Genomic DNA, 23,555 nt, shown 5'->3' on the forward strand with positions numbered 1-23,555 from the left:
TCCTTTATTCGTCGAAAAGCTCCGAGATGTGGGCACGGTTGCCGCAGGAACGGCGGATCTTCAGTTTTGGCTGAAGGATGATCTCCTGGGGGACCCCGGCGGAGAACTCCTCATTTTCCAGCAGATCAAAGAGCATCCGGGCGGCCACCATGCCCAGCCGGCGGGCGGGCTGCTCCAGGCTGGTGAGGGCCGGGGTGACGATGGTGCACAGCGGGGAGTCGGTCAGACAGGCCAGACCCAGCTCTTCCGGAATGGACACGCCGCGGTCCCGGGCGGCCTTCAGCACGCCGAAGGCAAGCTCGTCGCTGTCACAGAGCAGGGCATCCGGCGGAGGACCGCTCTGGAGCAGGCGTTCCGCCGCTACAAAGCCGCCCTGTATGCTGTTCTCCGTCAGGAGGACCCTGCCGTCTGCCCCGCCGCCCCACTCCAGCACGGCTCTGCGGCATCCGGCGGCCACCTGCCGCAGGTCCTCCGGATCGCTCCGGTCCAGCAGGAACACCAGGCGGCGGTGCCCTAGGGAGAGCAGGTGGCGGGTCATGCGGAAGGCACCCTCCTCACAGTTGATGTAGCAGCAGTTTTCCGTCAGGGCGTCCCGGGGGCGCCCGATGCTTACGCATGGAATGCCGGCGCTGTGCAGGCCGGAGAGATCGGCCAGGGGCGCGCAGAGCAGCACGCCGTCGGCCTTCCGGTCCTGTACCATGCGCAGGCCGTCGGCCTCTGCCGCGGCCGAGCCGTGGGTGTTGCACAGGAAGGTGGCGTAGCCCTTTTTCAGGGCCACCGTCTCCACGCCGGCGAACAGGTCCCGGTCGGTGCCGCGCTCGATATTGGATACCAGCAGAGCGATGGTGCGGGTCTTGCCCAGGTTCAGCCCCCGGGCAAACCAGTTGGGGGTATAGTGGAGGGCCTCCATCACGGATAAGACACGGGTCTTGGTCTCCGGCTGGACCAGCTCCGGATGGTTGAGTACCCGGGAGACCGTAGCCACCGAAACGCCCGCCTGCCGGGCTACCTCCTTGATATTCACAACCTGCCGCCTCCCCTGTCTTAGGATATTCGTCCGTTTCCGCTGGTATTCCGCAAAACGCTCCGCGTTTGCGGAAGCGCACCGCCCGCCCGCCGCAGGGCGGTGCGGTATGCTCAGGGCCGCTGTGCGGCCATAATACCACAAAAACGAGGAAAAAGCAATGCAGGGAATGTAAGTGGTTTCAGGAAAGAGCGGAACCAAGGGGGATTTGGAAAAAATCCATAAAAAGAAAGAAAAAAGATTGGAAAAGAAATGCTGGACGGCGGGGAAGAAGTGTGATATAGTTTGCTTGGATGAAACTGGTTTCATAAAGCGAAAAGAGGAGGTAGTATGATGGCGCAGCAACCGAACACCACAAAACGGGGCGCGGACGACGATTATTCGTTGGAGGCGGTCCCGACCACAGCGCGCAAAGGCTTTTGGAGCATGTTCGTGGTCATGATGGGCTTCACCTTCTTCTCCGCCAGCATGAGCGTGGGCGCCAAGCTGGGGAACGGCCTGGACTTTCCGGGCTTCGTCTGGGCGGTGATCATCGGAGGCATCATCCTGGGGGCCTATACCGGGGGCCTGGCCTATATCGGCTGCGACACCGGTCTGACGCTGGATCTGCTGGCCCAGCGCTCCTTCGGCACCAGCGGCTCCAAACTGGCGTCGGTGCTGATTTCCTTCACCCAGATCGGCTGGTTCGGCGTGGGCGTGGCCATGTTTGCCATCCCGGCCGCCGAGCTGCTGGGGATCAGCCCCTTTATCCTGGTGCTCATCGCCGGGCTGTGTATGACGGCGTCGGCCTATTTCGGCATCAAGGCCCTCACCATTGTCAGCGCCATTTCGGTGCCGCTGATCGCGGTGCTGGGCGTCTACTCCATGGTGCTCTCCGGAATCGAGGGCGGCGGCCTGACCGCCATCTTTGCGAAATCGGCGGGCAGCCTGTCCATCCTGGGGGGCGTGGGTCTGGTCATCGGCTCCTTTGTCAGCGGCGGAACCGCCACCCCCAACTTCGTCCGCTTTGCCAAAAACAACGCTGTGGCGGTCTCCACTACGGTCATCGCCTTCTTCCTGGGCAACTCGCTCATGTTCGCCTTCGGCGCGGTGGGCGGCGCCTTTACCGGGAAGGACGACATTTTCTATGTCATGATCGCCCAGGGGCTGGCCATCCCCGCGCTTATCGTGCTGGGGGCCAATATCTGGACCACCAACAACAACGCCCTGTATACCGGCGGCCTGGGCCTGACCAATATCACCGGTCTGCGGCAAAAGCCCATGGTGCTGGTATCCGGCATCATCGGGACGCTGGCGGCCATCTGGCTGTACAACAACTTTGTGGGCTGGCTGAGCTTCCTCAACGCCACCCTGCCTCCGGTGGGCGCCATCGTCATGCTGGATTTCGTGATGCACCGGCCGTCCTATCGGGAGGGGGCCGCTCCGGCCCATAAAGTGCACTGGGGCTCCATCGCGGGCGTGATCGTGGGGGCGGCCGTGGGCAACTTCGTGCCTGTGGGCATCGCCTCCATCAACGCCATGATCGCGGCCTGCGTCTGCTACCTGCTGGCAGACCGGCTGTTCTACGCCAAGCAGCAGGGATAATTGGGACAGAAAGGCGGTATGCAGTTATGCTGATCCAAAATGTGTTCGTAGAAAACGCCGCGCAGGCCACCGATATCCGCATCACCGACGGGAAGTTTGAGTGCCTGGAGCCGGGGCTGACGCCTCTGCCGGGCGAGGAGGTCATCGACGGCTCCGGCTGTCTGGCCCTGCCCCCCTTTATCGAATCCCACGTCCACCTGGACACCTGCCTGACCGCGGGGGACCCGGTGTGGAACCAATCCGGCACCCTGTTTGAGGGCATCCAGTGCTGGAGCCTGCGCAAGGAGAAGCTCACCCGCGCGGATGTGCGGGAGCGGGTTCACCGGGCGGTACGGATGCAGGCCCAGAACGGCGTGCAGTTCGTGCGTACCCACGTGGACGTGACCGACCCCAAGCTCACCGCCATGGAAGCGCTGCTGGAGCTTCGGGAAGAGCTGCGGGACACCATCGACATCCAGGTGGTGGCTTTCCCCCAGGAGGGCATCGACTCCTTCCCCAACGGCCGCCAGCTCATGGAGGACGCGGTGAAGATGGGGGCCGACGCGGTGGGGGCCATCCCCCATTTCGAATTCACCCGGGAGTATGCGGTGGATTCCCTCAACTTTGCCGTAAAACTGGCGGAAAAGTACGATAAGCTGGTGGACGTCCACTGCGACGAGATCGACGACGAGCAGAGCCGCGGTCTGGAGGTGCTGGCGGCCCGGGCCTACGAATCCGGCCTGAAGGACCGTGTGACCGCCAGCCATACCACGGCGATGCACTCCTATAACAACGCCTACGTCACCAAGCTGATGCGCCTGCTGAAGATGAGCGAGATCAACTTCGTCTCCAACCCCCTGGTAAACACCCATCTTCAGGGACGCATGGATACTTATCCCAAGCGCCGGGGCATCACCCGGGTCAAGGAACTGCTGGCGGCCGGGATCAACGTCTCCTTCGGCCACGACGATATCTTTGACCCCTGGTATCCCCTGGGCACCGGCAACATGCGGGATGTGGTCTTCATGGGCCTGCACGTGTGCCAGATGATGGGCTATCAGGAGATCATGGACTCCTACAAGCTCATCTCCACCAATGCCGCCAGGACGCTCCACCTGGGGGATTCCTATGGAATCCGGGAGGGCAATCCCGCAAGCTTCCTTCTGTTGGGCGCCGATAATTTCTACAACGCGCTGAATGAGAAGAGCGAGGTGCTCTACTCCTTCAAGGCGGGCCGCCTCATTGCCAAAGCGACCCCCGCCGCGCGGGAAGTACTGTTCTGAGCAACGCGACAAACCGCCCGCTGCAGCCTGGCTGCAGCGGGCGGTCTTGTCCTGTTGGCGGCGGTTCAGCGCAGCACCGCGCCCAGCTCGCGCTCCAGAAGCGTCAGCACGCTGTGCACGTCCTCATCCGCCTCTTCGGCGGTGAGGCTGCGCTCGTCCGAGCGCAGGGTCAGGTTGAAGGCCACGCTCTTTTTCCCGGCGGGAATGGGCGCGCCGGTGTAGATGTCGAAGAGCTCCACTTCCTTCAAAAGGCCCCGGGCGCCCCGGTTGATGCACTCCTCCAGCTGCGCTACGGTAATCTCCTGAGCGCACACCACGGCGATGTCCCGGGTGACGGAGGGGAAGCGGGGCAGCGGTTCGTATCGGGCCTCGCCGGCGCGCTGGGCGAGCAGGTCCATAAAGTCCAGCTGGGCGGCAAACACGTCGCAGTCCATCCCGTAGTTTTGACAGGTGAGGGGGTGCAGCTGGCCCAGCACGCCCAGGAAGACGCCGCCCGCGCGCACTTCAGCGCAGCGGCCGGGATGGAAGGCGGGGATATCGCTCCGGGCGGCAAAGCGCACGTTCTTCACATTCAGGGCGCACAGCGTCTGCTCCACCACACCCTTGAGGGCGAAGAAATCCGTCCCCGCGCCATAGGCGCCCAGGGAGAGCATGGGACGCTCGTCGGCCAGATCCCGGCCCGCCACCGGCTTGTAGACGGTAGCGATCTCATAGAGCTTGGCGGCCTTGTTCCGGTAGCTGTAGTTGCGGGCCAGGGTCTCCAGCATGGAGGGCAGGGCGGTGGTGCGCATGACGGAGGTATCCTCTCCCAAGGGGTTGAGGATAGTCACGCAGTTGCGCTTGTCCGAGTCTGCCGGCAGGCGGATCTTATCGTAATAGGAGGGGGAGATGAAGGAATAGGTGATGATCTCGCTGTACCCCATGCCCCGCAGCAGGCTGCCGGTCCTCCGCTCGGCCTGCTGCTTGTCGGTAAAGCCGCCCTGGGTGGTCTCGCCCCGCATGAGGGTGACGGGGATCTTGTCGTACCCGTGGAGCCGGGCCACCTCCTCGGCGATATCGGAGTAGTGCTCCACATCGGAGCGCCAGGAGGGGACGATAATGGTGTCGCCGTCCAGCGTGAAGTCCAGGCGCCGGAGCATGGCGCGCATCGCATCCTCCGAAATGTCGGTGCCCAGAAGGGCGTTGATCTTCCCCGGTTCCAGCCGGACGGTGCGGGGAGCCTGGTCGGAGGCGATCACGTCGATGACGCCGTCGACCACTTCGCCGCAGCCCAGCAGCTCCACCAGCTCGCAGGCCCGCTGGACGCCCTTGTAGGTGTTCATGGGGTCCAGGCCCTTTTCGTACCGGGCGGAGGCGTCGGTGCGCATGCCCAGCGCGGTGGCGGTGCGGCGGATGGACACGCCGTTGAAGTTGGCCGACTCAAAGACCACCATGGCGGTGTCGCCCACGATCTCGGAGTTGGCGCCGCCCATGACGCCCGCTACGCCCACGGGCTTGTGCTCGTCGCAGATGCACAGCATGTTGGGCGTCAGCCTGCGGTCATTGCCGTCCAGCGTCTGGATGACCTCGCCTTCCCGGGCGGTACGCACCACGATCCTGCCGCCCTCCACACAGGAGAAGTCGAAGGCGTGCATGGGCTGGCCGTACTCCAGCATGACGTAGTTGGTGATGTCCACGATGTTGTTGATGGGGCGCACGCCGCTGGCACGCAGCCGCTCCCGCATCCACAGGGGAGAGGGGGCGATCGTTACGTTGCGCACCATGCGGGCCGTATAGCGGGGGCAGAGCTCCGGGTTCTCGATCTCTACATCCAGCAGCTCGGCCACGCTGGCGCCGTCCGTTCCCTTCACCTCGGGGTTGTGGAGCTTGAGGGGGCGGTCAAAGGTGGCGGCGGTCTCCCGGGCCAGACCGATGACGCTCAGGCAGTCGGGACGGTTGGGGGTGATCTCGAACGCTACGATGTGGTCGTCCAGTCCCAGCAGGGCGGGCACGTCGTCGCCGGGCTTGGGGTGTTTGGCCGCCAGGTCCGGATCGCTCGTAAGGATAAAAATGCCGTCCGCTACGCTGTAAGGCCAGTCATGGTCGGTCATGCCCAGCTCCTTGTAGGAGCAGAGCATGCCGTTGGACTCCACGCCGCGGAGCGTGCCGGCGGTGATGTGCACCCCACCGGGCAGCCAGGAGTCGTGCAGGGCGACGGGGACCAGGTCGCCCACGCTCACGTTCTGCGCGCCGGTGACGATCTGGAGGGGGACCCCACGGCCCGCGTCCACCTGGCAGGTCCACATATGGTCGGAATCGGGGTGGCGCTCCATGGCGAGCACCTTGCCCACCACAACGTTTCGGATCTCCGTGCCTTCCACGGTGACCCCCTCCACCTTGGAGCCGGAAAGCGTCATGGCGTCGCAGTATTCTTTATCGTCGGCGGGGGAGTCTACGAACTCCGCCAGCCATTTTCTTGAAAGATCCATCTGTTATTTCGTCCTTTCCGCATTCCGGCGGGCGCGCGCGGCGCCTGCTGCGAAATGCGCTGTATGTGATTGCGCGTCCGGCTGTTTTGGTTCAGAACTGGCTGAGAAAGCGCATATCGTTTTCAAAAATAAGACGCAGGTCGGTGATGCCGAAGCGGCGCATGGCCATACGCTCCACGCCGATGCCGAACGCGAAGCCGGAATACACGTCGGTGTCGATGCCGACGCCCTGAAGCACTTTGGGGTGGACCATGCCGGCGCCCAGCAGTTCGATCCAGCCCTCGCCCTTGCACACCCGGCAGCCTGCGCCGCCGCAGGCGTGGCACTGCACGTCCACCTCGCAGGAGGGCTCGGTGAAGGGGAAATGGTGGGGGCGGAAACGGGTCTTGGTGCCCTTGCCGTACAGGGCCTCCACGAAGGCGTTCAAAGTGCCCTTCAGGTCGGCCATGGTGATGCCCTTGTCCACCACAAGCCCTTCGACCTGATGGAACATGGGGGAATGGGTGGCGTCTACCTCGTCCTTGCGGTACACCCGCCCGGGAGCGATGATGCGGATGGGGGGCGCCATCTTCTCCATGGTGCGCACCTGCATGGGAGAGGTCTGGGTGCGCAGCAGCAGGGAGGAGTCTTCCTTGATATAAAACGTATCGCCCCATTCCCGCGCGGGATGGCCCTCCTCCGTGTTCAGTTTGGTGAAGTTATACTCGGCCAGCTCCACCTCGGGGCCCTCGGCGACTTGAAAGCCCATGCCCACGAAGATATCCTTCAGCTCATCCAGGGCGATGGACATGGGGTGCTTGTGCCCCAGCTCCGGACGCTTGCCGGGGATGGTCACGTCCAGCGCTTCGGCTTCCAGCTTGGCGTTGAGCGCAGCCTCCGCGATGGCCTGCTGGCGGCGGGCCAGGGCGTCCGTCAGGGTCTCGCGCACCTCGTTGGCCAGCTGGCCCATGATGGGGCGCTCCTCGGCGGAGAGCCTGCCCATCTGCTTCAAGACGGCGGTCAGCTCGCCCTTTTTCCCCAGGTACTTGACCCGCAGGGCCTCCAGGTCCTGGGCGGCCTTCGTCTGCTCCAGCGCGGAGAGGGCCTCCCGGCGTATGGTTTCCAGTGTTTCCTTCATATCTGCAACTCCTTTTGCCGTATTGACACAGCTTCCGTGGCGGGAGGGCGGGCTTCTGTGCAGCAAAAAAGCCTTTCCCCCCAACTGATTTGGGACGAAAGGCAAACCTTCCGCGGTACCACCCGCATTCCCGCGCCTTGGGGCGCGGGCACTCAAGACCCGATAACGGCGGGCGGGCCGTCCCTGTCTCCAGGGCCGCTCCGGGGCGAACCAAGCGACACGCTCCGGGGCGGCTCTCAGCCGGTGACCGCCCCTCTCTGGCAAGCGCAAACTCGCTATTTTCCCCTTCTTCACATGTGACCTTATATATATCACAAAAAAAAGAAAATGGCAAGATGAAATTGACGCGGGCCGGCCGCCGGCCTATAATGGACGGTACGGCAAAGCGGAACGGGAGAAGCGCGCGCAGAGGAAAAGACGGCTTGCGCCGGGGCGCCGTTCCCCTTTTGCGCGTGGCCGGAGGCGACCCGCAGCCTGCAGGGACATGCCGTGGAACAACGAGAAAAGCGAGCTGATGATGTGAAGCGGGACCGGAGAGAACTGCTGCTCTATGAGCCGAATCTGTATCGAGCGTTTTTGATCCTGGCGCTTCCGGTATTTGGGGCTAATTTTATGAAGGCCTTCAACGAGCTGGTAGACACTTTTTTTATCGGGCAGATCGCAAATTCGGTGGCGGCCCAGGCGGGGGTGTCCATCTCATGGCCGCTGCTGAATATCTTCGCCTCATTCCAGGTGGGCTTCGGCGTAGCGGGAGTGGCCGTGATCAGCCAGCTGCTGGGCGCGGAAAAACGGGAGCAGGCCCGGGAGAACGCCGGGGTGCTGGTGGTGGTGGCGGTGCTGTTCGGCGCGGCGCTCAATGTCCTGCTGTATTGGGCGGCCCCGGCGGTGATGGGCCTGATGAGGGCGCAGGGGGACGTGCTGGCCTGTGCGGTGGCTTATCTGCGGGTACGCTCCTTTGAACTGGTGTTTACCTTCCTTTTTTATGCCTTTCAGGCCGTCCGCCAGGCCCAGGGGGACACCGTGACCCCGGTGCTGCTGTCGGTGTCCGCCGTGGCGCTCAATATCCTGCTTACCGGCGTGTTCGTACAGGGATTGGGGCTGGGGGTATTCGGCGCGGGCCTGGCCACGGTGCTGGGCAATGCGGCAGTAGCTCCGGTGTGCCTGATCCTGCTGTTTCGGCCCGGTCAGTCCCTGTTCCTTACCAGGACGCAGCTGCGCGTGCGTCCCGCGGTGCTGGCCCGGCTGTGCCGGGTGGCCGCGCCCGCGGCCGCCAGCCAGGCGCTCAGCTCTCTGGGGTTTTTGGTGCTGCAGACCGTCATCCTCAGCTACGGGGATCATGTGGCCGCAGCGTTCAGCATCGGGAACAAAATTTCCAATATCCTGCTGATGCCGGTGCTGGCGCTTGGCTCGGTGCTGGCGGCCTACGTGGGGCAGAACATCGGCGCGGGCCAGGGCGGGCGGGCCCGGCGGGCTTATGTGGTCAGCCGGAACCTGGGCCTTCTCATCGCCGTTGCGGGCAGCCTGCTGCTGATGCCCTTCCGGGCCGGCATGGTACAGCTGCTGAGCAACGACGCCGCCACGCAGGCCGCCGCGCTGGAGTATATGTTCTGGGTGCTGCTCACCCAGCCGCTGATGGCGCTGTTTCAGAACTATCTGGGGGTATTCAACGGCTCGGGGAACACCCACTGTGCTTTTATCCTTTCGACCTGCCGCCTCTGGGCCATCCGGCTGCCCTTGATCATGCTGTTCCGGCACGCTACCTCCATTGGAGCGGCAGGCGTTTGGTATGCCATGAATATCAGTAATTTCCTGATCCTGATCGTAGGAGCCCTGCTGTTCCGGCGGGTGGATTTTACGCCCTGCCGGGCGGCGGCGGAGAAAGAGCCGGACAAAACGTGAGGCCCGCCCCAAAGGGGCGGGGCCTTTGGAACAAGCGGAAGGAGTAGAAACGCATATGAGGATCGCATCGGCGCAGCAGATGCGCCAGCTGGACCAGGCGGCCATCCGGGAGCGGGGTATTCCCTCTGACCAGCTGATGGAGCGGGCGGCCGCCGCGCTGGCGGAGACGGCCATGGACTTGGCCGGAACGGCGGGCAGCGGCCCCTTCCGGGCGGTGTGCTTCTGCGGCGGCGGCAACAATGGGGGGGACGGCGTGGCCTGCGCCCGCCTGCTGCTGGAGGCGGGATATGAGGTGCGCTGTATCCTGGTGGGTTCCCGGGAGAAGCTTACGGCGGATACCCGGACGATGGAGGCGCGTTTGGCGGCGGCCGGCGGTCGTTTGGAGTGCTTTGCTCCGGACGACGCGGAGTTTGCCGCCTGGTGCCTGGAGGCCCGCGTGATGGTGGACGCCCTCTTCGGCATCGGGCTGAACACGCCGCTGCGGGGCGATGCGCTGACCGCCGTGCATATGATGAACACCAGTGCGATCCCGGTGGTCTCCGCCGATCTGCCCAGCGGAGTGGAGGCGGATACGGGCCGGGTGCTGGGCGCGGCGGTGCAGGCGGCGGCCACCGTCACCTTCACGCTGCCCAAGGCGGGGCACTTTGTGGGCAAGGGCGGGGTGTGTACCGGCAAACTGGTGGTGGCGGACATCGGCATACCGCGGGAGCTGGTGGATGCGCTGGAATGTCCCATCCGGACGGTGGAGGCCGCCGATGTGATCCTGCCCCGCCGGGCCAGGGACGCCCACAAGGGGGATTTCGGCAAGGTCTATCTGCTGGGCGGCAGCGTGGGCTATACGGGCGCGCCGGTTTTGGCGGCCCAGGCCGCCGTACGCACCGGCGCCGGGCTGGTCACCGTGGGGGTGCCCGCCCCGGTGTGGCCCATTGCCGCCGCCAAGCTGGACGAGGCGATGCCTCACCCGCTTCCCGCGGACAAGGAGGGGCGGCTCTCCCTGGAAGCGGGCGCTCTGGCGCTGGAAAAGCTCTGCAGCTGCGGCGTATGCCTCATCGGGCCGGGGCTTGGGCGGGGAAACGGTACGTATGCCGTGGTGCGCCAGCTGCTGCGGGAAGCCCGTCTGCCCGTCGTATTGGACGCCGACGGCATAAACGCGCTGGAGGGGCATATAGATGTGTTGGATGCCCGGCAGGGGCTGTTTACCGTCCTGACCCCCCACGACGGGGAGTTCGCCCGGCTGGGCGGAGATCTGAGCGGCGGCGACCGGCTGGGAGCGGCCCTGGACTTCGCCCGCAGGCACGGCTGCTGTCTGGTGCTGAAGGGGCACTGTACCATCACCGCCTTCCCCGACGGGAGCGCCTTCCTCAATACCACCGGAAATCCCGGTATGGCAAAAGGTGGCAGCGGAGACGTGCTGGGCGGGATGATCCTCGCTCTTCTGGGCCAGGGCCTGAGCGCCCGGCAGGCAGTGCCCATGGCGGTGTGGCTCCACGGCGCCGCGGGAGACCGCTGCGCGGAAGCGGCGGGGGAGTACGGTATGACGCCCGGCGACCTGATCCGTGCGCTGCCCGGCGTATTGAACGAACATGTAAATTAGGAGGGACTCAAGTGCGCCGTCGCTGGATGTGCGTACCAATGATGCTCCTGGCGCTTGTACTGTCCGCCTGCGGCGGGACGGGGGCGGGCAGCCGGGCTGAACAGCTTGCGCTGGACATGCGGGGGGCGTACCTGGCCATGACGGCCTGCACCGCCTCTATGGAGGTCACGGCCGACTATGGAAGCCGCGTATACGATTACGGGATCGACGTGTCCTGGGAAAAGGAGGGGGACACGGTCCTGACGGTGACCGCGCCGGAGAACATTGCCGGCGTCACCGCCCGGCTGCGCCGGGACGCCACGGCGCTGGAGTACGACGGCATCCGGGTGGAGACCGGAGCGCTGAACCAGCAGGGCATGAGCCCCGTGGACGCGGTGCCGGTGCTGTTGGACTGTGCCCGGGAAGGATTCATTGCCGAATGCGGCCTGGAGACGGAAGACGAGACGCAGCTGCTGCACATCATCTGCCGGGACCCGGAAGGGACGGCCGGGACGGGGCAGGAGTGCTCCCTGTGGTTTGAGGCGGACACCTTCGCCCTGCTGCGGGGGGAGATCGCGCAGGACGGCTTCACCGTGATCCGCTGTACGTTTACGAAATTTGAGCGTACCGGCGCTGGATAAGCCGTTTCGGCAGACAATACCAAAAGCCCGCGCCGGTACCGGCGCGGGCTTTTGGCATATGTAGAAGGTAAAGTGGAGAGCAGGTTTGGGAGGGCCGGGCAGCCCATGGCGGGGCGGGCCGCCCGGCGACATTTAGTTAGCTAAAACTAACTTCTTGGGATGGATGAAGTGTACCATAACACGTGCGGTCTGTCAAGCAAAAACGGGAAAAATTTTTAGGGAAATAAAGATTGACAGTGCCGCGAAACTATGATACCATAAAAAAGGTTAGTATATACTAACTCTTGCGTTGGAAGCACCCATGTCGGGGTGCGTTTTTAAAAACCGGAAGTTAGCTGGTACTAATATATGGGGGTGAGCGTTTGGAACGGGAGGCCTTTGAACGGGCATTGGCCTATCATTGTGCCCCGGCGCTGGTCGGGCTGCGCTGCGCCTGCGTGATCTCCCTGTCGTCGGCGGACTATCCTGCGCTGCCCCGTGTGGCCGGCCGGTATACGCGTCTGCTGGAACGGCGGGGCGTGCGTATCGAGGTGCTCTGCCGCTGTGAAAGCCGCTGGCTGCTGCTGGTATACCGGCCGGAGCTGCTGGAGGCGCATTTGCAGGGGCGGGAGGCGGTTTCCCTGCTGCAACGGCGGGGCTATCCAACGGGGGCGGGCCTTGCCGCCCTGCTGCGGCACCTGCGGCGGCGTTTGCTCTGGCGGGAGGGCTTCCCCCACGAGATCGGCCTATTCCTGGGCTATCCGCCGGAGGATGTGCAGGGCTTTTTGGCAGATCCGGGGGGCGGCCGGTGTAAGCTGTGCGGGCACTGGAAGGTCTACCATGACGTGGAGGGCGCCCGGCGGCAGTTCGCCCGGTTCGACTGCAGCCGGGAGGCGCTGTGCAGCCGCCTGCGGGCGGGGATGACGCTTTCGCAGCTGTTCGGCGTCCGGGAGACGCCGGCGGCGTGAAACTAAACAGACGATCCATGGAGGTACGGATGATGAGCAAGACAGCAGTGATCTACTGGTCCGGGACGGGCAATACCGAGGCCATGGCCAAGGCGGTGGCGGAGGGGGCGGGCGCGCGCCTGTTCACCGTGTCCGAGATCAGCGCCGGCGAGGCCGCCGGCTACGACCGCCTGGCGCTGGGCTGCCCCGCCATGGGGGCGGAGGTGCTGGAGGAGGGCGAGTTCGAGCCTTTCTTCACCGCGCTGGAGGGAAGGCTCTCCGGGAAGAAGCTCGCCCTGTTCGGCTCTTACGGCTGGGGCGACGGGCAATGGATGCGGGACTGGTACGAACGGGCGGAAGGCGCCGGCGCCGATCTGTGCGGCGACGAAGGGCTGATCCTCAACGAAACGCCGGACGCGGCCGGCCTGGAGGCCTGTAAGGCCCTGGGCGCGGAGCTTGCAGCGGGCTGAACGGTTAAACCGAAAACGAAAGAGCGCGGGGACGGCGTTTGCCGTCTCCGCGCTCTTGCTTCTCTCCCGTTTCCGAAAGGCGGAAGGGCCGCACGGCGCTTAAGCGCGCCGGTAGGTCCGGGTGATGTGCCGGAGCCGTTGGGCCACGTCGTCATTGAGCGCGGCCTGACGTACCCGCCAACTCCAGTTCTGGGGCCCGGAGGTGCCGGGCGCGTTCATACGCGCGTCCCCGCCCAGTCCCAGCAGGTCCTGCATGGGGGCGATGGCCAGGCGGCAGGGGGTCATCCAGGCCCCGCACACCGCGCCCCAGCCGAAGCCCTCGTCGGAGCGCAGGCGCAGGTAGTCGGAGGCAAAGGCCCGCTGCGCCGGACTGGCTTCGTCGAAAAGCCACTGCACGAAGGTAGGGGTATCGTGGGTGCCGGTGTAGGCCACGGCATTGACCGGACAGTTATGGGGCAGGTAAGCGCTCTCGCCTTCGGGGTCGAACGCATAGAGCAGGATCTTCATGCCGGGCAGGCCGCTTTCAGCGATGAAATCCCGGGCGGCATCGTCCAGGTCGCCCAGATCTTCCGCGATGAGCGACAGGCCTTCGATCGGCCGGAGCGCCTCCAGCAGGGCCGCGCCGGGGCCGGGCTCCCAGTGGCCGGTACGGGCGTCCTGCGAACCGGAGGGAATGGACCAGTAGGTGTGAAAGGCGCGGAAGTGGTCGATCCGCACCACGTCGTACAGACGGGCCATATGGGCGCAGCGGCGTTTCCACCAGGCAAATCCGGTGCGCCTGTGGTAGTCCCAGTCATACAGCGGATTGCCCCAGTGCTGGCCCAGTTCGGAGAACGCGTCGGGGGGCACCCCGGCTTCCGCGGAGAGCGTCAGATCCTCATCCAGCTGGAACAGGCGCGGCTCGCCCCACACCTCGGCGCTGTCCGGAGAGACGTAGATGGGCAGATCTCCGATGATGGATACGCTCTTTTGATGGGCATAGCTCCGCAGGGCCTCCCATTGCCGGAAGAAAAGCAGCTGCAAAAAGGCGTGGAACGCGGCGTCGTCCGCCAGCAGAGCGCGGCAGCGCTCCATGGCCTCCGGTTCCCGGCGGCGGACATCCCGGGGCCAGTCTTTCAGTTCCGCGCCGCCGAAGTGGTCCCGCAGAGCCATAAACAGGGCAAAATCAGGCAGCCAGCCGCACTCCTGCGTCAGAAAATCCTGAAGAGGGGCGGCATACCGCGTTCGGGCCCGGTCCCACGCCTTCCGCAGCAGGGGCGGGCGGCTGTCGTGGAGCCAGGCGTAGTCCGCCCGGTCGGGACTGCCGGGGTAGCGGGCGCACGCCAATTCCGCGCGGGTGAGCAGGCCCTCCTGCGCCAACGCCTCCAGGTCCAGAAACAGGGGATTGCCCGCGAAGGAAGAGGGAGACATATAGGGGGAATCCCCTCCCCCGGGGGGCACCAGGGGAAGGATCTGCCAGTAGCGCTGGCCGGCCTGGGCAAGAAAATCGATCAGGCGCCGTGCGGACTCGCCCAGAGTGCCGATGCCGTAAGGGCCCGGCAGGGCCGAGACCGGAAGCAGGATGCCGCTGGAACGCCGTTGCATGGGAAGACCTCCATTCGGTAAATAACATCTCCCACATTATAATGCCTACCAAACCAAGCCGCAAGCCATACCTGAGCGGATATGCGGAAAAATGGCCCGGGTGGGCGCCGGCGTCCCGGCCTGCGCGGAATATGTGCAGGGGGCGCATGGCGCTTTGCCATGCGCCCCCTGCCTGTGGAGCGTTACTGTCCCTGTTCGATGGTGTCGCGGATGGAGTCGAAAACGGCATCCTGCCCCTCGCACATGACCATGAGGACGGTACCGTCGTCCAGCGTCTCCAGCCGGGTGTTGACGGCGTTTTCGTACTCCACCTCCAGATACTGCCGGAAGCTCTCCTTCTGGTTTTCCACATAATCGTTCAAGGCCTCCAGCACATCGTCGTCCTTTCCGGCGGCGGGCAGGACGGCCGCAATGGCGTAAGCACGCACATTGACTGGAGAGACCGACAGGGCGTAGGAGGTCATATCCTCCTCGGACAGACCCAGCAGCAGAAAGATCAGGGATGCCTGCTCGTCGTCGGCGGAGGTGATGATCCCCATATAGTCGTTGGTTTCGGAATCCCGGGCGTTCTCAATGGCAGTCTTATAGAGCTGGGTGCGCGCTTGCGCGGTCAAAGGCTCTTTCTGGGCCGGACTTTTACAGCCGCCCAGGGCGCAGAGCAGCGTCAGGGCGGACAGCGTGAGGGCAAAGATGCGTCTCATGGCGTTAAATCTCCATTTCCTTGGTATTGAGCGCCTGCTGCGCGGCAGGCACGGGGGTAAGGGAAAGCGCGGCGTCCTGCACGTGGAGCAGGGCGGCGCAGCCCCGTGTCAGCGCTCCGCTGAGCAAAAGCTCGGCGCAGATATCCTCCACCTGGGTCCGGATGGCCCGGCGCAGGGGCCGGGCGCCGTAGTCCGGGTCGAAGCCGGAACGGGCCAGGGCGTCCACCGCCTCGTCGGTATAGCGCAGCTCCACCCCGAGGGCCTCCAGCCGCCGGGCCACCTGCTCCAGCAGCCGCCGGGCGATGGCGCGGATTTCCTCCCGGCCCAGCTGGGTAAAGACGATCGTCTCATCCAGACGGTTGAGAAATTCCGGACGGAAGACCTTTTTCAGATCCTCCAGCACCGCCGCGCGCAGCTCGGACTGGGGGCGGGTCTCGTCCCCGCGGCGCTCCTGAAGGGCAAAGCCCAGGCGGCTGCCCTTGGAGGTGATGCGCCCGGCGCCCACATTGGAGGTGAGCACGATGACGGTGTTGCGAAAGTCCGCCTTGCGCCCCTGGGCGTCGGTGGCCACGCCGTCCTCCATGATCTGGAGCAGGATCCCCCAGATGTCCGGGTGGGCCTTTTCGATCTCGTCGAAGAGCACCACGGAGTAGGGCCGCCTGCGGACCCGTTCGGTGAGCTGTCCGCCCTCCTCGTGTCCCACGTAGCCGGGGGGCGAGCCGATGAGCCGGGAGACCGTATGCTTTTCCATATACTCCGACATGTCAAAACGCAAAAGGGCTTCCTCGCTGCCGAAAAGCGCCTCGGCCAGGGCCTTGCACAGCTCGGTTTTGCCTACGCCGGTGGGGCCCAGAAAGAGGAAGCACCCGGTAGGCCGGCCCGGCTCCTTCAGGCCGACCCGGCCCCGGCGCACCGCCCGGGCAACGGCCCGGACGGCCTCCTCCTGCCCCACCAGGCGCTGGTGGAGCACTTCCTCCAGACGCAGCAGCCGCTGGCTCTCCGCCTCGGTGAGGGTGGTGACGGGCACGCCCGTCCAGCCGGACACCACCGCCGCCACATCCTCAGCGGTGACGCACCCGGCGTGCTGGCCGGAGCGCCATACGGTCTGCTGCGCCTCCAGCTCCCGGCGGAAGTCGCCCTCCGCGTCCCGCAGCATGGCGGCCTTCTCAAAATCCTGATTCCGGATGGCCTCCTCCTTCTCCCGGCGGGCGGCGGACACCTTCTCCTCCAGGGCGCGCAGGTCGGGCGGCGCGCCCAGCCGTTCCATCCGCACCCGGCTGGCCGCCTCATCGATCAGGTCGATGGCCTTGTCGGGCAGCCGCCGGTCGCAGATGTACCGGGTGGAGAGGGAGATGGCCGCGTCGATCGCCTCATTGGTGATGGTCAGCTTATGGTGGGCTTCGTACCGGTCCCGCAGACCGTGGAGAATGGCGCGTGTGGTGTCCGGATCGGGCTCCTGGATGGTCACGGGCTGGAAGCGCCGCTCCAGGGCGGCGTCCTTTTCGATATACCGGCGGTACTCGTCGGTGGTGGTGGCGCCCACCACCTGGATCTCGCCCCGGCCCAGGGCCGGTTTGATGATGTTGGCCGCGTCAATGGCGCCCTCGGCGGACCCCGCGCCCACGATGGTGTGCAGCTCGTCGATGAACAGGATGATATCCCCCAGACGGCGCACCTCAGTCAGAATGTTCTTCACCCGCTCCTCAAATTCGCCCCGGTATTTGGTGCCTGCCACCATGGCGGACAGGTCCAGGGACAAAAGCCGCTTCCGGCGCAGCTCGTCCGGGACCTCTCCGGCGACCAGCCGCCGGGCCAGCCCCTCCGCCACGGCGGTCTTGCCAACGCCGGGCTCTCCGATCAGGGCGGGGTTGTTCTTCTGCCGGCGGGAGAGGATCTGGATGACCCGGTCGATCTCCTTGTCCCGCCCGACCACCGGGTCCAGCAGCGCGCTGGCGGCCATGCGGGTCAGGTCCCGGCAGAACTGCTCCAGCAGCTTGCTTTCCCCGGCGTAATCCCGTTCCGAGCGGGGCTTTCCGCCGCTGCGGTACGGGGGCGGCGCCTCGCCGCCCATGGCCGCGGTCACATCGCCCAAAAGCCGGCGGGGCTCCAGCCCGGCTCCGCTCAGTACCCGCACCGCCACGCCGTCCCCTTCCCGGAGGATACCAAGCAGCAGGTGCTCCGTGCCTACATAGTGATGGCCCAGGCGGGCTGCCTCCGCCAGAGAGATTTCAATGATTTTTTTGCACCGGGGCGTGAGTCCCTGCGAGGGCAGCGCCCCAGGCGCGCCCACGCCCACCGTGCGCGCGATGGCGGCGCGCAGCGTCTCCGGCTCCAGTCCTGCGCTCTGGAGCACCCGGGCCGCCACGCCCCGCCCCTCCCGGGACAGGCCCAGCAGCAGATGCTCGCTGCCCACATAGCCGTGGCCCAGTTCGGCCGAACACTCCTGGGCCAGACGGAGCGCCGTCTGGGCCCGTTCGGTAAATCTGGTCTCGTTCAAGGGATCACCTCGCCTCTTTCTCAGCCAAAACAGGAACCTGTGCTTTCGTTTGACGGGCTTCATCTGCGCTCCCACGCCCCTTCTCTTTCGTGTTGCGGAGGTGCTCGGCACTGTGCGGCGCGCCCTCCAATGCCGGGGTCAGGCTCCCGGCGGCCTCCATTCGGAAGCGGTCCTGCTTACGTTCCATTCCGCAGCCTCCTTGTCCCCTATTTTTTCCCGCTGTATGAAAATATACCCGGCCTGACTGCAAATTAGCATTGCAATTTCAAAAAGTTGTGGTAAAATGGCTTTAGTTTTATGTAGGAGGTGTATCCCCATGGCCTATGTTATCAGCAGTGACTGCGTGAGCTGCGGCGCTTGCGAGGGCGCCTGCCCCGTGTCCGCTATCTCCCAGGGCGATGAGCACTACGAGATCGACGCCGGTACCTGCATCGATTGCGGCACCTGCGCCGATACCTGCCCCACCGGCGCGATCTCTCAGGGTTGAGCGGGTACTTAAGGTAAAAAAACAGCGGCGCGCCGTACGGCGCGCCGCTGTTTTTCCGGTTGCAAAGCAGGGGGAGAGCTGGTACAATAGAGGCCGGGCAATAGCCCTGTTATGTTCTGTCCGCGCGGTACGCGCCGCGCAATTTCTCGGAAAGTGGCGGTGAGCGTATGTCGGCAGAGATTTCCATCGGGGTCCTGTTTGTGGTAATGGGGCTGGTGTTCGTGCTGATCCCGCTGGAGCACCTGAAAAAGGCGTTCCCCCGGATGCGGTCCAGCTATACCACCAAGTTGGGCGGCGCCGCTCTTTTGATCGCGGGCCTGGGGCTGATCATCAGCCGCCTGACCGCGCTGTACGGATAAATGGAGACGAAGCATTGGCGCAGCGGCGAGGGCCGCTGGGCGCTGGAGGCTTGGGCCGTGCATACCGGCGGAGGGATCGCCGTGTACCTGGGCGGAGGCGAAACGCCCCATGTGGGCTGTAGCGTCCTGGCCGAACCGCGGGCCAGCCTGACCGGGGCGGGGCGGTCCTGTACGCTGAGCATACTCAACCGGCTGGGGCATAAGGACGATCAGTTTGCTCAGGAGTTGGCCCGCCGTCTTTGCGTGGGGACGGGGGAGCCCGTCAGTGTCGCCGCCGGCGTCCATGTGGAAGGGGCCGGCGGGGAAGACCTGCTTCGTCTTCAGGAACAGTTTTATGCCCTTTGTGCGCAAATTGAGGCGGATTTTTCGTGAATCCATCCGCGGTCCCGCCCAAACAGCCGGACAGGCGCAAGATCCCGTCCGACGGATTCTTGTTTTTAAATCCATCGGAAAGCCGCACCGGCGCTGGCGTCCGGTATGGTTCAGACTGTCGAAAAACCCTCCTGGAGAAGAGCCTCGCAGAGTTGAGTCGTCCGCAGACGACGGAAGGAAAGGATGTTCCGTCATTTCCGGCGACATGCGCGTCGGAAATGACACCTCTCATGACGGACAGGGCGACTTTTCTGCAAGAATCGAGCCCTGTCCGTCATGTATCCCTCTGTCGGAAAAGGCCAAAGGCCTTTTTCGACAAGCTGAGCCGCACCGGCGCTGGCGTCCGGTACGGCTTTTTCAAGTACCGAAGAGATGCCCCAAACGCCGGCGGAGCGGGACATATGAAAATGTTGGAGAAATTTGCCGCAGGAAGTTGACAAAATGTTCCAATAGTGGTATGTTTAAGTGGGCCGCGGCAGAGGATGCGGAGGCCCAGGCCGATCAGGAAAGCAGCAGAAACCCGTATTGAGGGGAGGCGCATGCGGCAGGCAGACAGTGTTCCGCAGCGATCCGATCGTGCGAAAAGGGGGGATACGATATGCAAAAAAATGTCGCAAGCATGCTCAACGAACAAGTCAACAAGGAATTTTACTCCGCCTATCTGTATCTGAGCTTTGCAAACTATTTTGTTGAACAGGGGCTCAACGGCTTTGCAAACTGGTATCAGGTGCAGGCGCAGGAGGAGCGGGACCATGCCATGCTGTTTGTCAAGTACCTGCAGAACAATGATGAGCCGGTCGTGTACGAGGCCATTTCCAAGCCCGACGGCACATGGACGCAGAGCCTGGAGGTGCTCGAAGCGGGTCTGGCCCATGAAAAGTATGTGACAGGTTCCATCCACGAGATCTATCACGCCGCTGCGGAAGAGAAGGACTACCGCACGATCCAGTTTCTGGACTGGTTCGTCAAAGAGCAGGGCGAGGAAGAGACCAACGCTGCCGATCTGATCAAAAAAATGACGCTGTTTGGAAGCGATGCGAAGGGGCTCTATCTGCTCGATCAGGAATTGGCAACGCGGGTCTACGCGGCGCCTTCGCTCGTCCTGTAGTCAAAAGGGAATACGGCGCGGCCGCCTGCCGGCCGCGCCTGCGCTTGAAAGGAAGGTTTTCCATGAAATTTTATGAATGCAGCCATTGCCATAACATCATCGCCTATGTCAAGAACTCCGGGGTACCTGTGATTTGCTGCGGCGAGCCCATGAAGGAGCTGGTCCCCAACACCACGGATGCCGCCAATGAAAAGCACGTCCCGGTGGTGAAGGTGGAGGGGACGAAGGTCACCGTTACGGTGGGTTCCGTGGAGCACCCCATGCTGGACGAGCACTACATCATGTGGATCGCGCTGGAGACCAAGCAGGGCAATCAGCGCAAAGAGCTGCGTCCGGGCGCCAGACCGGTTGCGGAGTTCAGGATCTGCGAGGACGACGAAGTGGTCGCCGCCTATGAATACTGCAATCTGCACGGCCTTTGGAAGGCGGAGGCGTAAAAAGCGGCGGTCCCGTTGGGTATTTTTGCAGGCCCGGCGGGTTCAGCCGTAAAACGCGCGCTTGTCCCCTGAGAGCCGAAAGCGATTCTTCTCGACTTCGAGCAGCCCCTCCCGCTGCATCTTTCCCAGTTCGTTGGAGAGCGCGCTCCGGTCCACGCTGAGGTAGTCGGCAAGCTGCTGGCGGTTAAACGGAATCGTAAAATCGCGGCGGCCCTGGCGGACGGCCTGAAACGACAGATAAGACAGCAGCCGTCCGCGGATGGATTTGGAAGATGTATGAAAAATGCGGCGGGATAAATTGAGATTCTTTTGGGCCGAGATGGTCAGCAGATTGCGGATGAGCTTGCCGTGATGCTCGCAGGCATGCGGGCAGATGCGGAGCAGGCGGCTGACGTTCATAAAGAGGATATCGGAGGCTTCTGCTGCCACAACGCTGACCATCAGCGCCTCTCCGGAAACACAGGCGTAGGTCTCCGCAAAGACTTGGCCCGGGCCGATGCGGTCGAGAATGCTTTTGTTGCCCCAGAGGTCGTCGTTTTCGATCGATACGCTGCCCGAAAGCACCATTCCGAGCGATGTGACGCTATCACCGGCGTGATAGATCACATCGCTCTTTTGATAGTGTTTTTTCTCTGCCTGGAGGCATTCCAGTATGGACTGCACCTCCTGCGGCGTGGTCCCCCGGAACAAAAGGGTCTTTGATAAGAACAAAACGTCCATCTTTTTTCACTCCTGTTGTTAAAACAACATACTTGTCGCTGAGACTATATTATAGTAAGCCCAGAAAGTCAAGGCCCGAGCAACAGGTCGCAAGCGCGGCAGAAAAAAACGGTTCGAACGATCTGTTTTCTGGTTCAGATGCAAGGAGGAAATTAGATGGAAAACAAAATGTTCTGCTATCAGTGTCAGGAGACTGCGGGCTGTTCCGGATGCACGCAGTCCGGCGTGTGCGGCAAGAAGCCTGATGTAGCGGCTGCGCAGGATCTGCTGGTCTACGTGACCCGCGGCCTCTCGGCCGTTACCACCGCGCTGCGCGCCGCGGGAAAGCCGGTTGCCCCGGAGATCAATCATCTTGTCACGTTGAATCTGTTTACGACCATTACCAATGCAAATTTTGACAAGGAAGCGATCGTGGCCCGCATCCATATGACGCTGGACGCCAAGCGGGACCTTCTTTCCCAACTCGACGGCACCGGCACGCTTCCGGAGGCGGCTGTCTGGGACGGAGTGGAAGCTGATTTTATGGCCAGGGCCGCCGAAGTGGGCGTGCTGGCCACGGAACATGAGGACATCCGTTCCCTGCGGGAGCTCATTACGTACGGCCTGAAGGGCCTGTCCGCCTATTCCAAGCACGCCAATGCCCTGCTTCAGGAGGACGGCGAGGTGGACGCCTTCCTGCAGCGCGCGCTGGCCGCCACGCTGGACGACAGCCTTACGGTGGGCGAGCTGGTGGAACTGGCCCTGGAGACGGGGCGATACGGCGTGGCCGGCATGGCGCTGCTGGACCGGGCCAACACCGGGCGTTATGGCGCCCCTGAGATTACGCGGGTTTCGATCGGCGTGGGCAAAAACCCCGGCATTCTGGTCTCCGGGCACGACCTGCGGGACTTGGAGATGCTCTTGGAGCAGACGCAGGGGACCGGCGTGGATGTGTATACCCATTCTGAAATGCTGCCGGCCCACTACTATCCGGCCTTCAAGAAGTATGCCCACTTCGTGGGCAACTATGGCAATGCCTGGTGGAAGCAGAAGGAAGAATTCGAGTCCTTCAACGGCCCCATCCTGATGACCACCAACTGTATCGTTCCCCCGAAGGAGAGCTACCGGGAACGCCTGTACACCACCGGGGCGGCGGGCTATCCAGGCTGTAAGCATATCTCGGGCGGAATCGGGGAGGAGAAGGATTTTTCCGAGCTGATCGAACATGCCAAACGCTGTGCGCCGCCCATCGGGCTTGAAACCGGCGAGATCGTCGGCGGCTTTGCCCACAATCAGGTCCTGGCCCTGGCGGATCAGATCGTAGATGCCGTGAAGTCCGGCGCCATCCGGAAATTCGTAGTCATGGCCGGCTGCGACGGCCGCGCCAAGAGCCGCAGTTACTACACCGATTTTGCCAAGGCGCTGCCCGGAGATGCCGTCATCCTCACCGCGGGCTGCGCCAAGTACAAATACAACAAACTGAATCTGGGCGACATCGGGGGGATCCCCCGGGTGCTGGACGCGGGGCAGTGCAACGATTCCTACTCGCTGGCGGTCATCGCGCTGAAGCTCAAGGAAGTATTCGGCCTGGAGGATATCAATGACCTGCCGATCGTCTATAATATCGCCTGGTATGAGCAAAAGGCGGTCATCGTACTGCTGGCCCTGCTGTATCTTGGCGTAAAGAAGATCCATCTTGGCCCCACGCTGCCTGCATTTCTCAGTCCGAATGTGACCCAGGTGCTGGTGGAGCGCTTCGGTATCGCCGGCATCGGCACGGTGGAAGACGACTTGAAGCAGTTTTTTGAATAACGACAGGGCCGTGGGATAATGTTGCCCCACGGCCCTCCGCCTGTCGAAAAGTTTTATACGATGGAAGAAAGACGTCTTCTTGCACAAAAAGAAGCCGGCGGCAGGGCTTGTGAGCCAGCTCCGCATCAAGAGGCGCCGGGTTCTACGCTCCCAATAGGCCGCTGGGATATTTCCTTGCTTTTTAGCGGCGCGAGATCCCGACGCGGTGACGCGGCGTCTTTTTGCCGCAGAGTTGATAAAGGGAGAGCTGCGCCGGGCAGATTCACTTTGCCGGAATAGTTCCATCACGCTCAGGTGGGGCGGTTAACGAAAATAAAACCAAAGCAAAAGGACATCCGTTCGGATGTCCTTTTGCTTTGGTGCGCGAGGCGGGACTTGAACCCGCACGTGCGTAATGCACACTAGAACCTGAATCTAGCGAGTCTGCCAATTCCACCACTCGCGCATTTTGTCGCGCCCGTTCAGCGCGAGATTTATATTACCATCAACAATGCGGTTTGTCAACCACTTTTTTCGATTTATATTTCAAGCAATT

At 63.5% G+C, this 23,555-nt stretch carries 21 protein-coding genes and 1 tRNA gene; 13 read left to right on the top strand and 9 right to left on the bottom strand.

Annotated elements, in window-relative coordinates; genetic code table 11:
* Positions 1-4: 4 nt before the first annotated feature.
* Entirely contained in the window at positions 5-1,024 is a 1,020-nt protein-coding gene (locus H8S57_RS05455; protein ID WP_186907069.1) for a LacI family DNA-binding transcriptional regulator, read from the bottom strand.
* A 333-nt stretch (positions 1,025-1,357) separates the two neighbouring features.
* Between H8S57_RS05455 and codB the strand changes: the two genes are divergently transcribed.
* Both codB and codA read left to right on the top strand, forming a co-directional pair.
* Positions 1,358-2,608: a cytosine permease gene (codB, locus tag H8S57_RS05460; protein WP_207723711.1), complete on the top strand. Its 1,251-nt coding sequence runs from the start codon at positions 1,358-1,360 to the stop codon at positions 2,606-2,608.
* Positions 2,609-2,634: 26 nt separating this feature from the next.
* Positions 2,635-3,870: a cytosine deaminase gene (gene codA / locus H8S57_RS05465; protein WP_186907071.1), complete on the top strand. Its 1,236-nt coding sequence runs from the start codon at positions 2,635-2,637 to the stop codon at positions 3,868-3,870.
* Between the two features lie 65 nt (positions 3,871-3,935).
* On the opposite strand, the gene pheT is transcribed toward codA, so the two are convergent.
* Positions 3,936-6,338, bottom strand: a complete 2,403-nt coding sequence (gene pheT, locus H8S57_RS05470; protein WP_186907072.1) for a phenylalanine--tRNA ligase subunit beta — start codon at positions 6,336-6,338, stop codon at positions 3,936-3,938.
* 91 nt (positions 6,339-6,429) lie between these two features.
* Positions 6,430-7,455, bottom strand: a complete 1,026-nt coding sequence (gene pheS, locus H8S57_RS05475; protein WP_186907073.1) for a phenylalanine--tRNA ligase subunit alpha — start codon at positions 7,453-7,455, stop codon at positions 6,430-6,432.
* Positions 7,456-7,944: 489 nt separating this feature from the next.
* Between pheS and H8S57_RS05480 the strand changes: the two genes are divergently transcribed.
* The 5 genes from H8S57_RS05480 to H8S57_RS05500 all read left to right on the top strand — a co-directional run bounded on the left by H8S57_RS05480 (position 7,945) and on the right by H8S57_RS05500 (position 12,964).
* Positions 7,945-9,354: an MATE family efflux transporter gene (locus tag H8S57_RS05480; RefSeq protein ID WP_369807597.1), complete on the top strand. Its 1,410-nt coding sequence runs from the start codon at positions 7,945-7,947 to the stop codon at positions 9,352-9,354.
* A 55-nt stretch (positions 9,355-9,409) separates the two neighbouring features.
* A complete protein-coding gene (locus H8S57_RS05485; RefSeq protein ID WP_186907074.1) occupies positions 9,410-10,948 on the top strand; it encodes an NAD(P)H-hydrate dehydratase in 1,539 nt (512 codons plus the stop codon).
* 11 nt (positions 10,949-10,959) lie between these two features.
* Complete coding sequence (locus tag H8S57_RS05490) at positions 10,960-11,568, top strand: hypothetical protein (RefSeq protein WP_352409010.1); 609 nt, start codon at positions 10,960-10,962, stop codon at positions 11,566-11,568.
* A gap of 362 nt (positions 11,569-11,930) precedes the next feature.
* Positions 11,931-12,515 (top strand): DUF3793 family protein, encoded by a 585-nt coding sequence (locus tag H8S57_RS05495; RefSeq protein WP_186907075.1) that lies wholly within the window; start codon positions 11,931-11,933, stop codon positions 12,513-12,515.
* A gap of 32 nt (positions 12,516-12,547) precedes the next feature.
* On the top strand, positions 12,548-12,964 hold the full coding sequence (locus H8S57_RS05500) for a flavodoxin (RefSeq protein ID WP_186907076.1): 417 nt from the start codon (positions 12,548-12,550) through the stop codon (positions 12,962-12,964).
* A 99-nt stretch (positions 12,965-13,063) separates the two neighbouring features.
* Here the strand turns inward: H8S57_RS05500 and malQ are convergent, their stop codons facing one another.
* The 4 genes from malQ to H8S57_RS05520 form a co-directional block, all read right to left on the bottom strand.
* On the bottom strand, positions 13,064-14,548 hold the full coding sequence (gene malQ / locus H8S57_RS05505) for a 4-alpha-glucanotransferase (RefSeq protein WP_186907077.1): 1,485 nt from the start codon (positions 14,546-14,548) through the stop codon (positions 13,064-13,066).
* A gap of 182 nt (positions 14,549-14,730) precedes the next feature.
* A complete protein-coding gene (locus H8S57_RS05510; RefSeq protein WP_186907078.1) occupies positions 14,731-15,249 on the bottom strand; it encodes a DUF4358 domain-containing protein in 519 nt (172 codons plus the stop codon).
* Between the two features lie 4 nt (positions 15,250-15,253).
* Positions 15,254-17,746 (bottom strand): ATP-dependent Clp protease ATP-binding subunit, encoded by a 2,493-nt coding sequence (locus H8S57_RS05515; RefSeq protein WP_186907079.1) that lies wholly within the window; start codon positions 17,744-17,746, stop codon positions 15,254-15,256.
* Between the two features lie 4 nt (positions 17,747-17,750).
* Complete coding sequence (locus H8S57_RS05520) at positions 17,751-17,933, bottom strand: hypothetical protein (protein ID WP_186907080.1); 183 nt, start codon at positions 17,931-17,933, stop codon at positions 17,751-17,753.
* A 129-nt stretch (positions 17,934-18,062) separates the two neighbouring features.
* Here H8S57_RS05520 and fdxA point away from each other — a divergent pair, with 129 nt between their 5' ends.
* The 5 genes from fdxA to H8S57_RS05545 all read left to right on the top strand — a co-directional run bounded on the left by fdxA (position 18,063) and on the right by H8S57_RS05545 (position 20,509).
* Positions 18,063-18,233: a 4Fe-4S ferredoxin gene (fdxA, locus tag H8S57_RS05525; protein ID WP_186907081.1), complete on the top strand. Its 171-nt coding sequence runs from the start codon at positions 18,063-18,065 to the stop codon at positions 18,231-18,233.
* A gap of 167 nt (positions 18,234-18,400) precedes the next feature.
* The gene (locus tag H8S57_RS05530; RefSeq protein WP_186907082.1) at positions 18,401-18,592 is read left to right on the top strand and encodes a hypothetical protein; all 192 of its coding nucleotides are present in this window, start codon (positions 18,401-18,403) and stop codon (positions 18,590-18,592) included.
* A complete protein-coding gene (gene lpdD, locus H8S57_RS05535) occupies positions 18,593-18,964 on the top strand; it encodes a prenylated flavin chaperone LpdD (RefSeq protein WP_186907083.1) in 372 nt (123 codons plus the stop codon).
* Between the two features lie 619 nt (positions 18,965-19,583).
* The gene (locus H8S57_RS05540) at positions 19,584-20,072 is read left to right on the top strand and encodes a ferritin (protein ID WP_369807598.1); all 489 of its coding nucleotides are present in this window, start codon (positions 19,584-19,586) and stop codon (positions 20,070-20,072) included.
* A gap of 62 nt (positions 20,073-20,134) precedes the next feature.
* Complete coding sequence (locus tag H8S57_RS05545; protein WP_186907085.1) at positions 20,135-20,509, top strand: desulfoferrodoxin family protein; 375 nt, start codon at positions 20,135-20,137, stop codon at positions 20,507-20,509.
* A gap of 42 nt (positions 20,510-20,551) precedes the next feature.
* On the opposite strand, the gene H8S57_RS05550 is transcribed toward H8S57_RS05545, so the two are convergent.
* A complete protein-coding gene (locus H8S57_RS05550) occupies positions 20,552-21,229 on the bottom strand; it encodes a Crp/Fnr family transcriptional regulator (protein WP_186907086.1) in 678 nt (225 codons plus the stop codon).
* A gap of 156 nt (positions 21,230-21,385) precedes the next feature.
* Between H8S57_RS05550 and hcp the strand changes: the two genes are divergently transcribed.
* Positions 21,386-23,020 carry a hydroxylamine reductase gene (hcp, locus tag H8S57_RS05555; protein WP_186907087.1) on the top strand — a complete coding sequence of 545 codons (1,635 nt, stop codon included), beginning with the start codon at positions 21,386-21,388 and terminating at the stop codon, positions 23,018-23,020.
* A 357-nt stretch (positions 23,021-23,377) separates the two neighbouring features.
* Here hcp and H8S57_RS05560 read toward each other — a convergent pair.
* A tRNA-Leu gene (locus H8S57_RS05560) sits at positions 23,378-23,465 on the bottom strand.
* Positions 23,466-23,555 lie beyond the last annotated feature (90 nt).

This window comes from Lawsonibacter hominis (assembly GCF_014287895.1).
GTDB lineage: Bacteria > Bacillota > Clostridia > Oscillospirales > Oscillospiraceae > Lawsonibacter_A > Lawsonibacter_A hominis.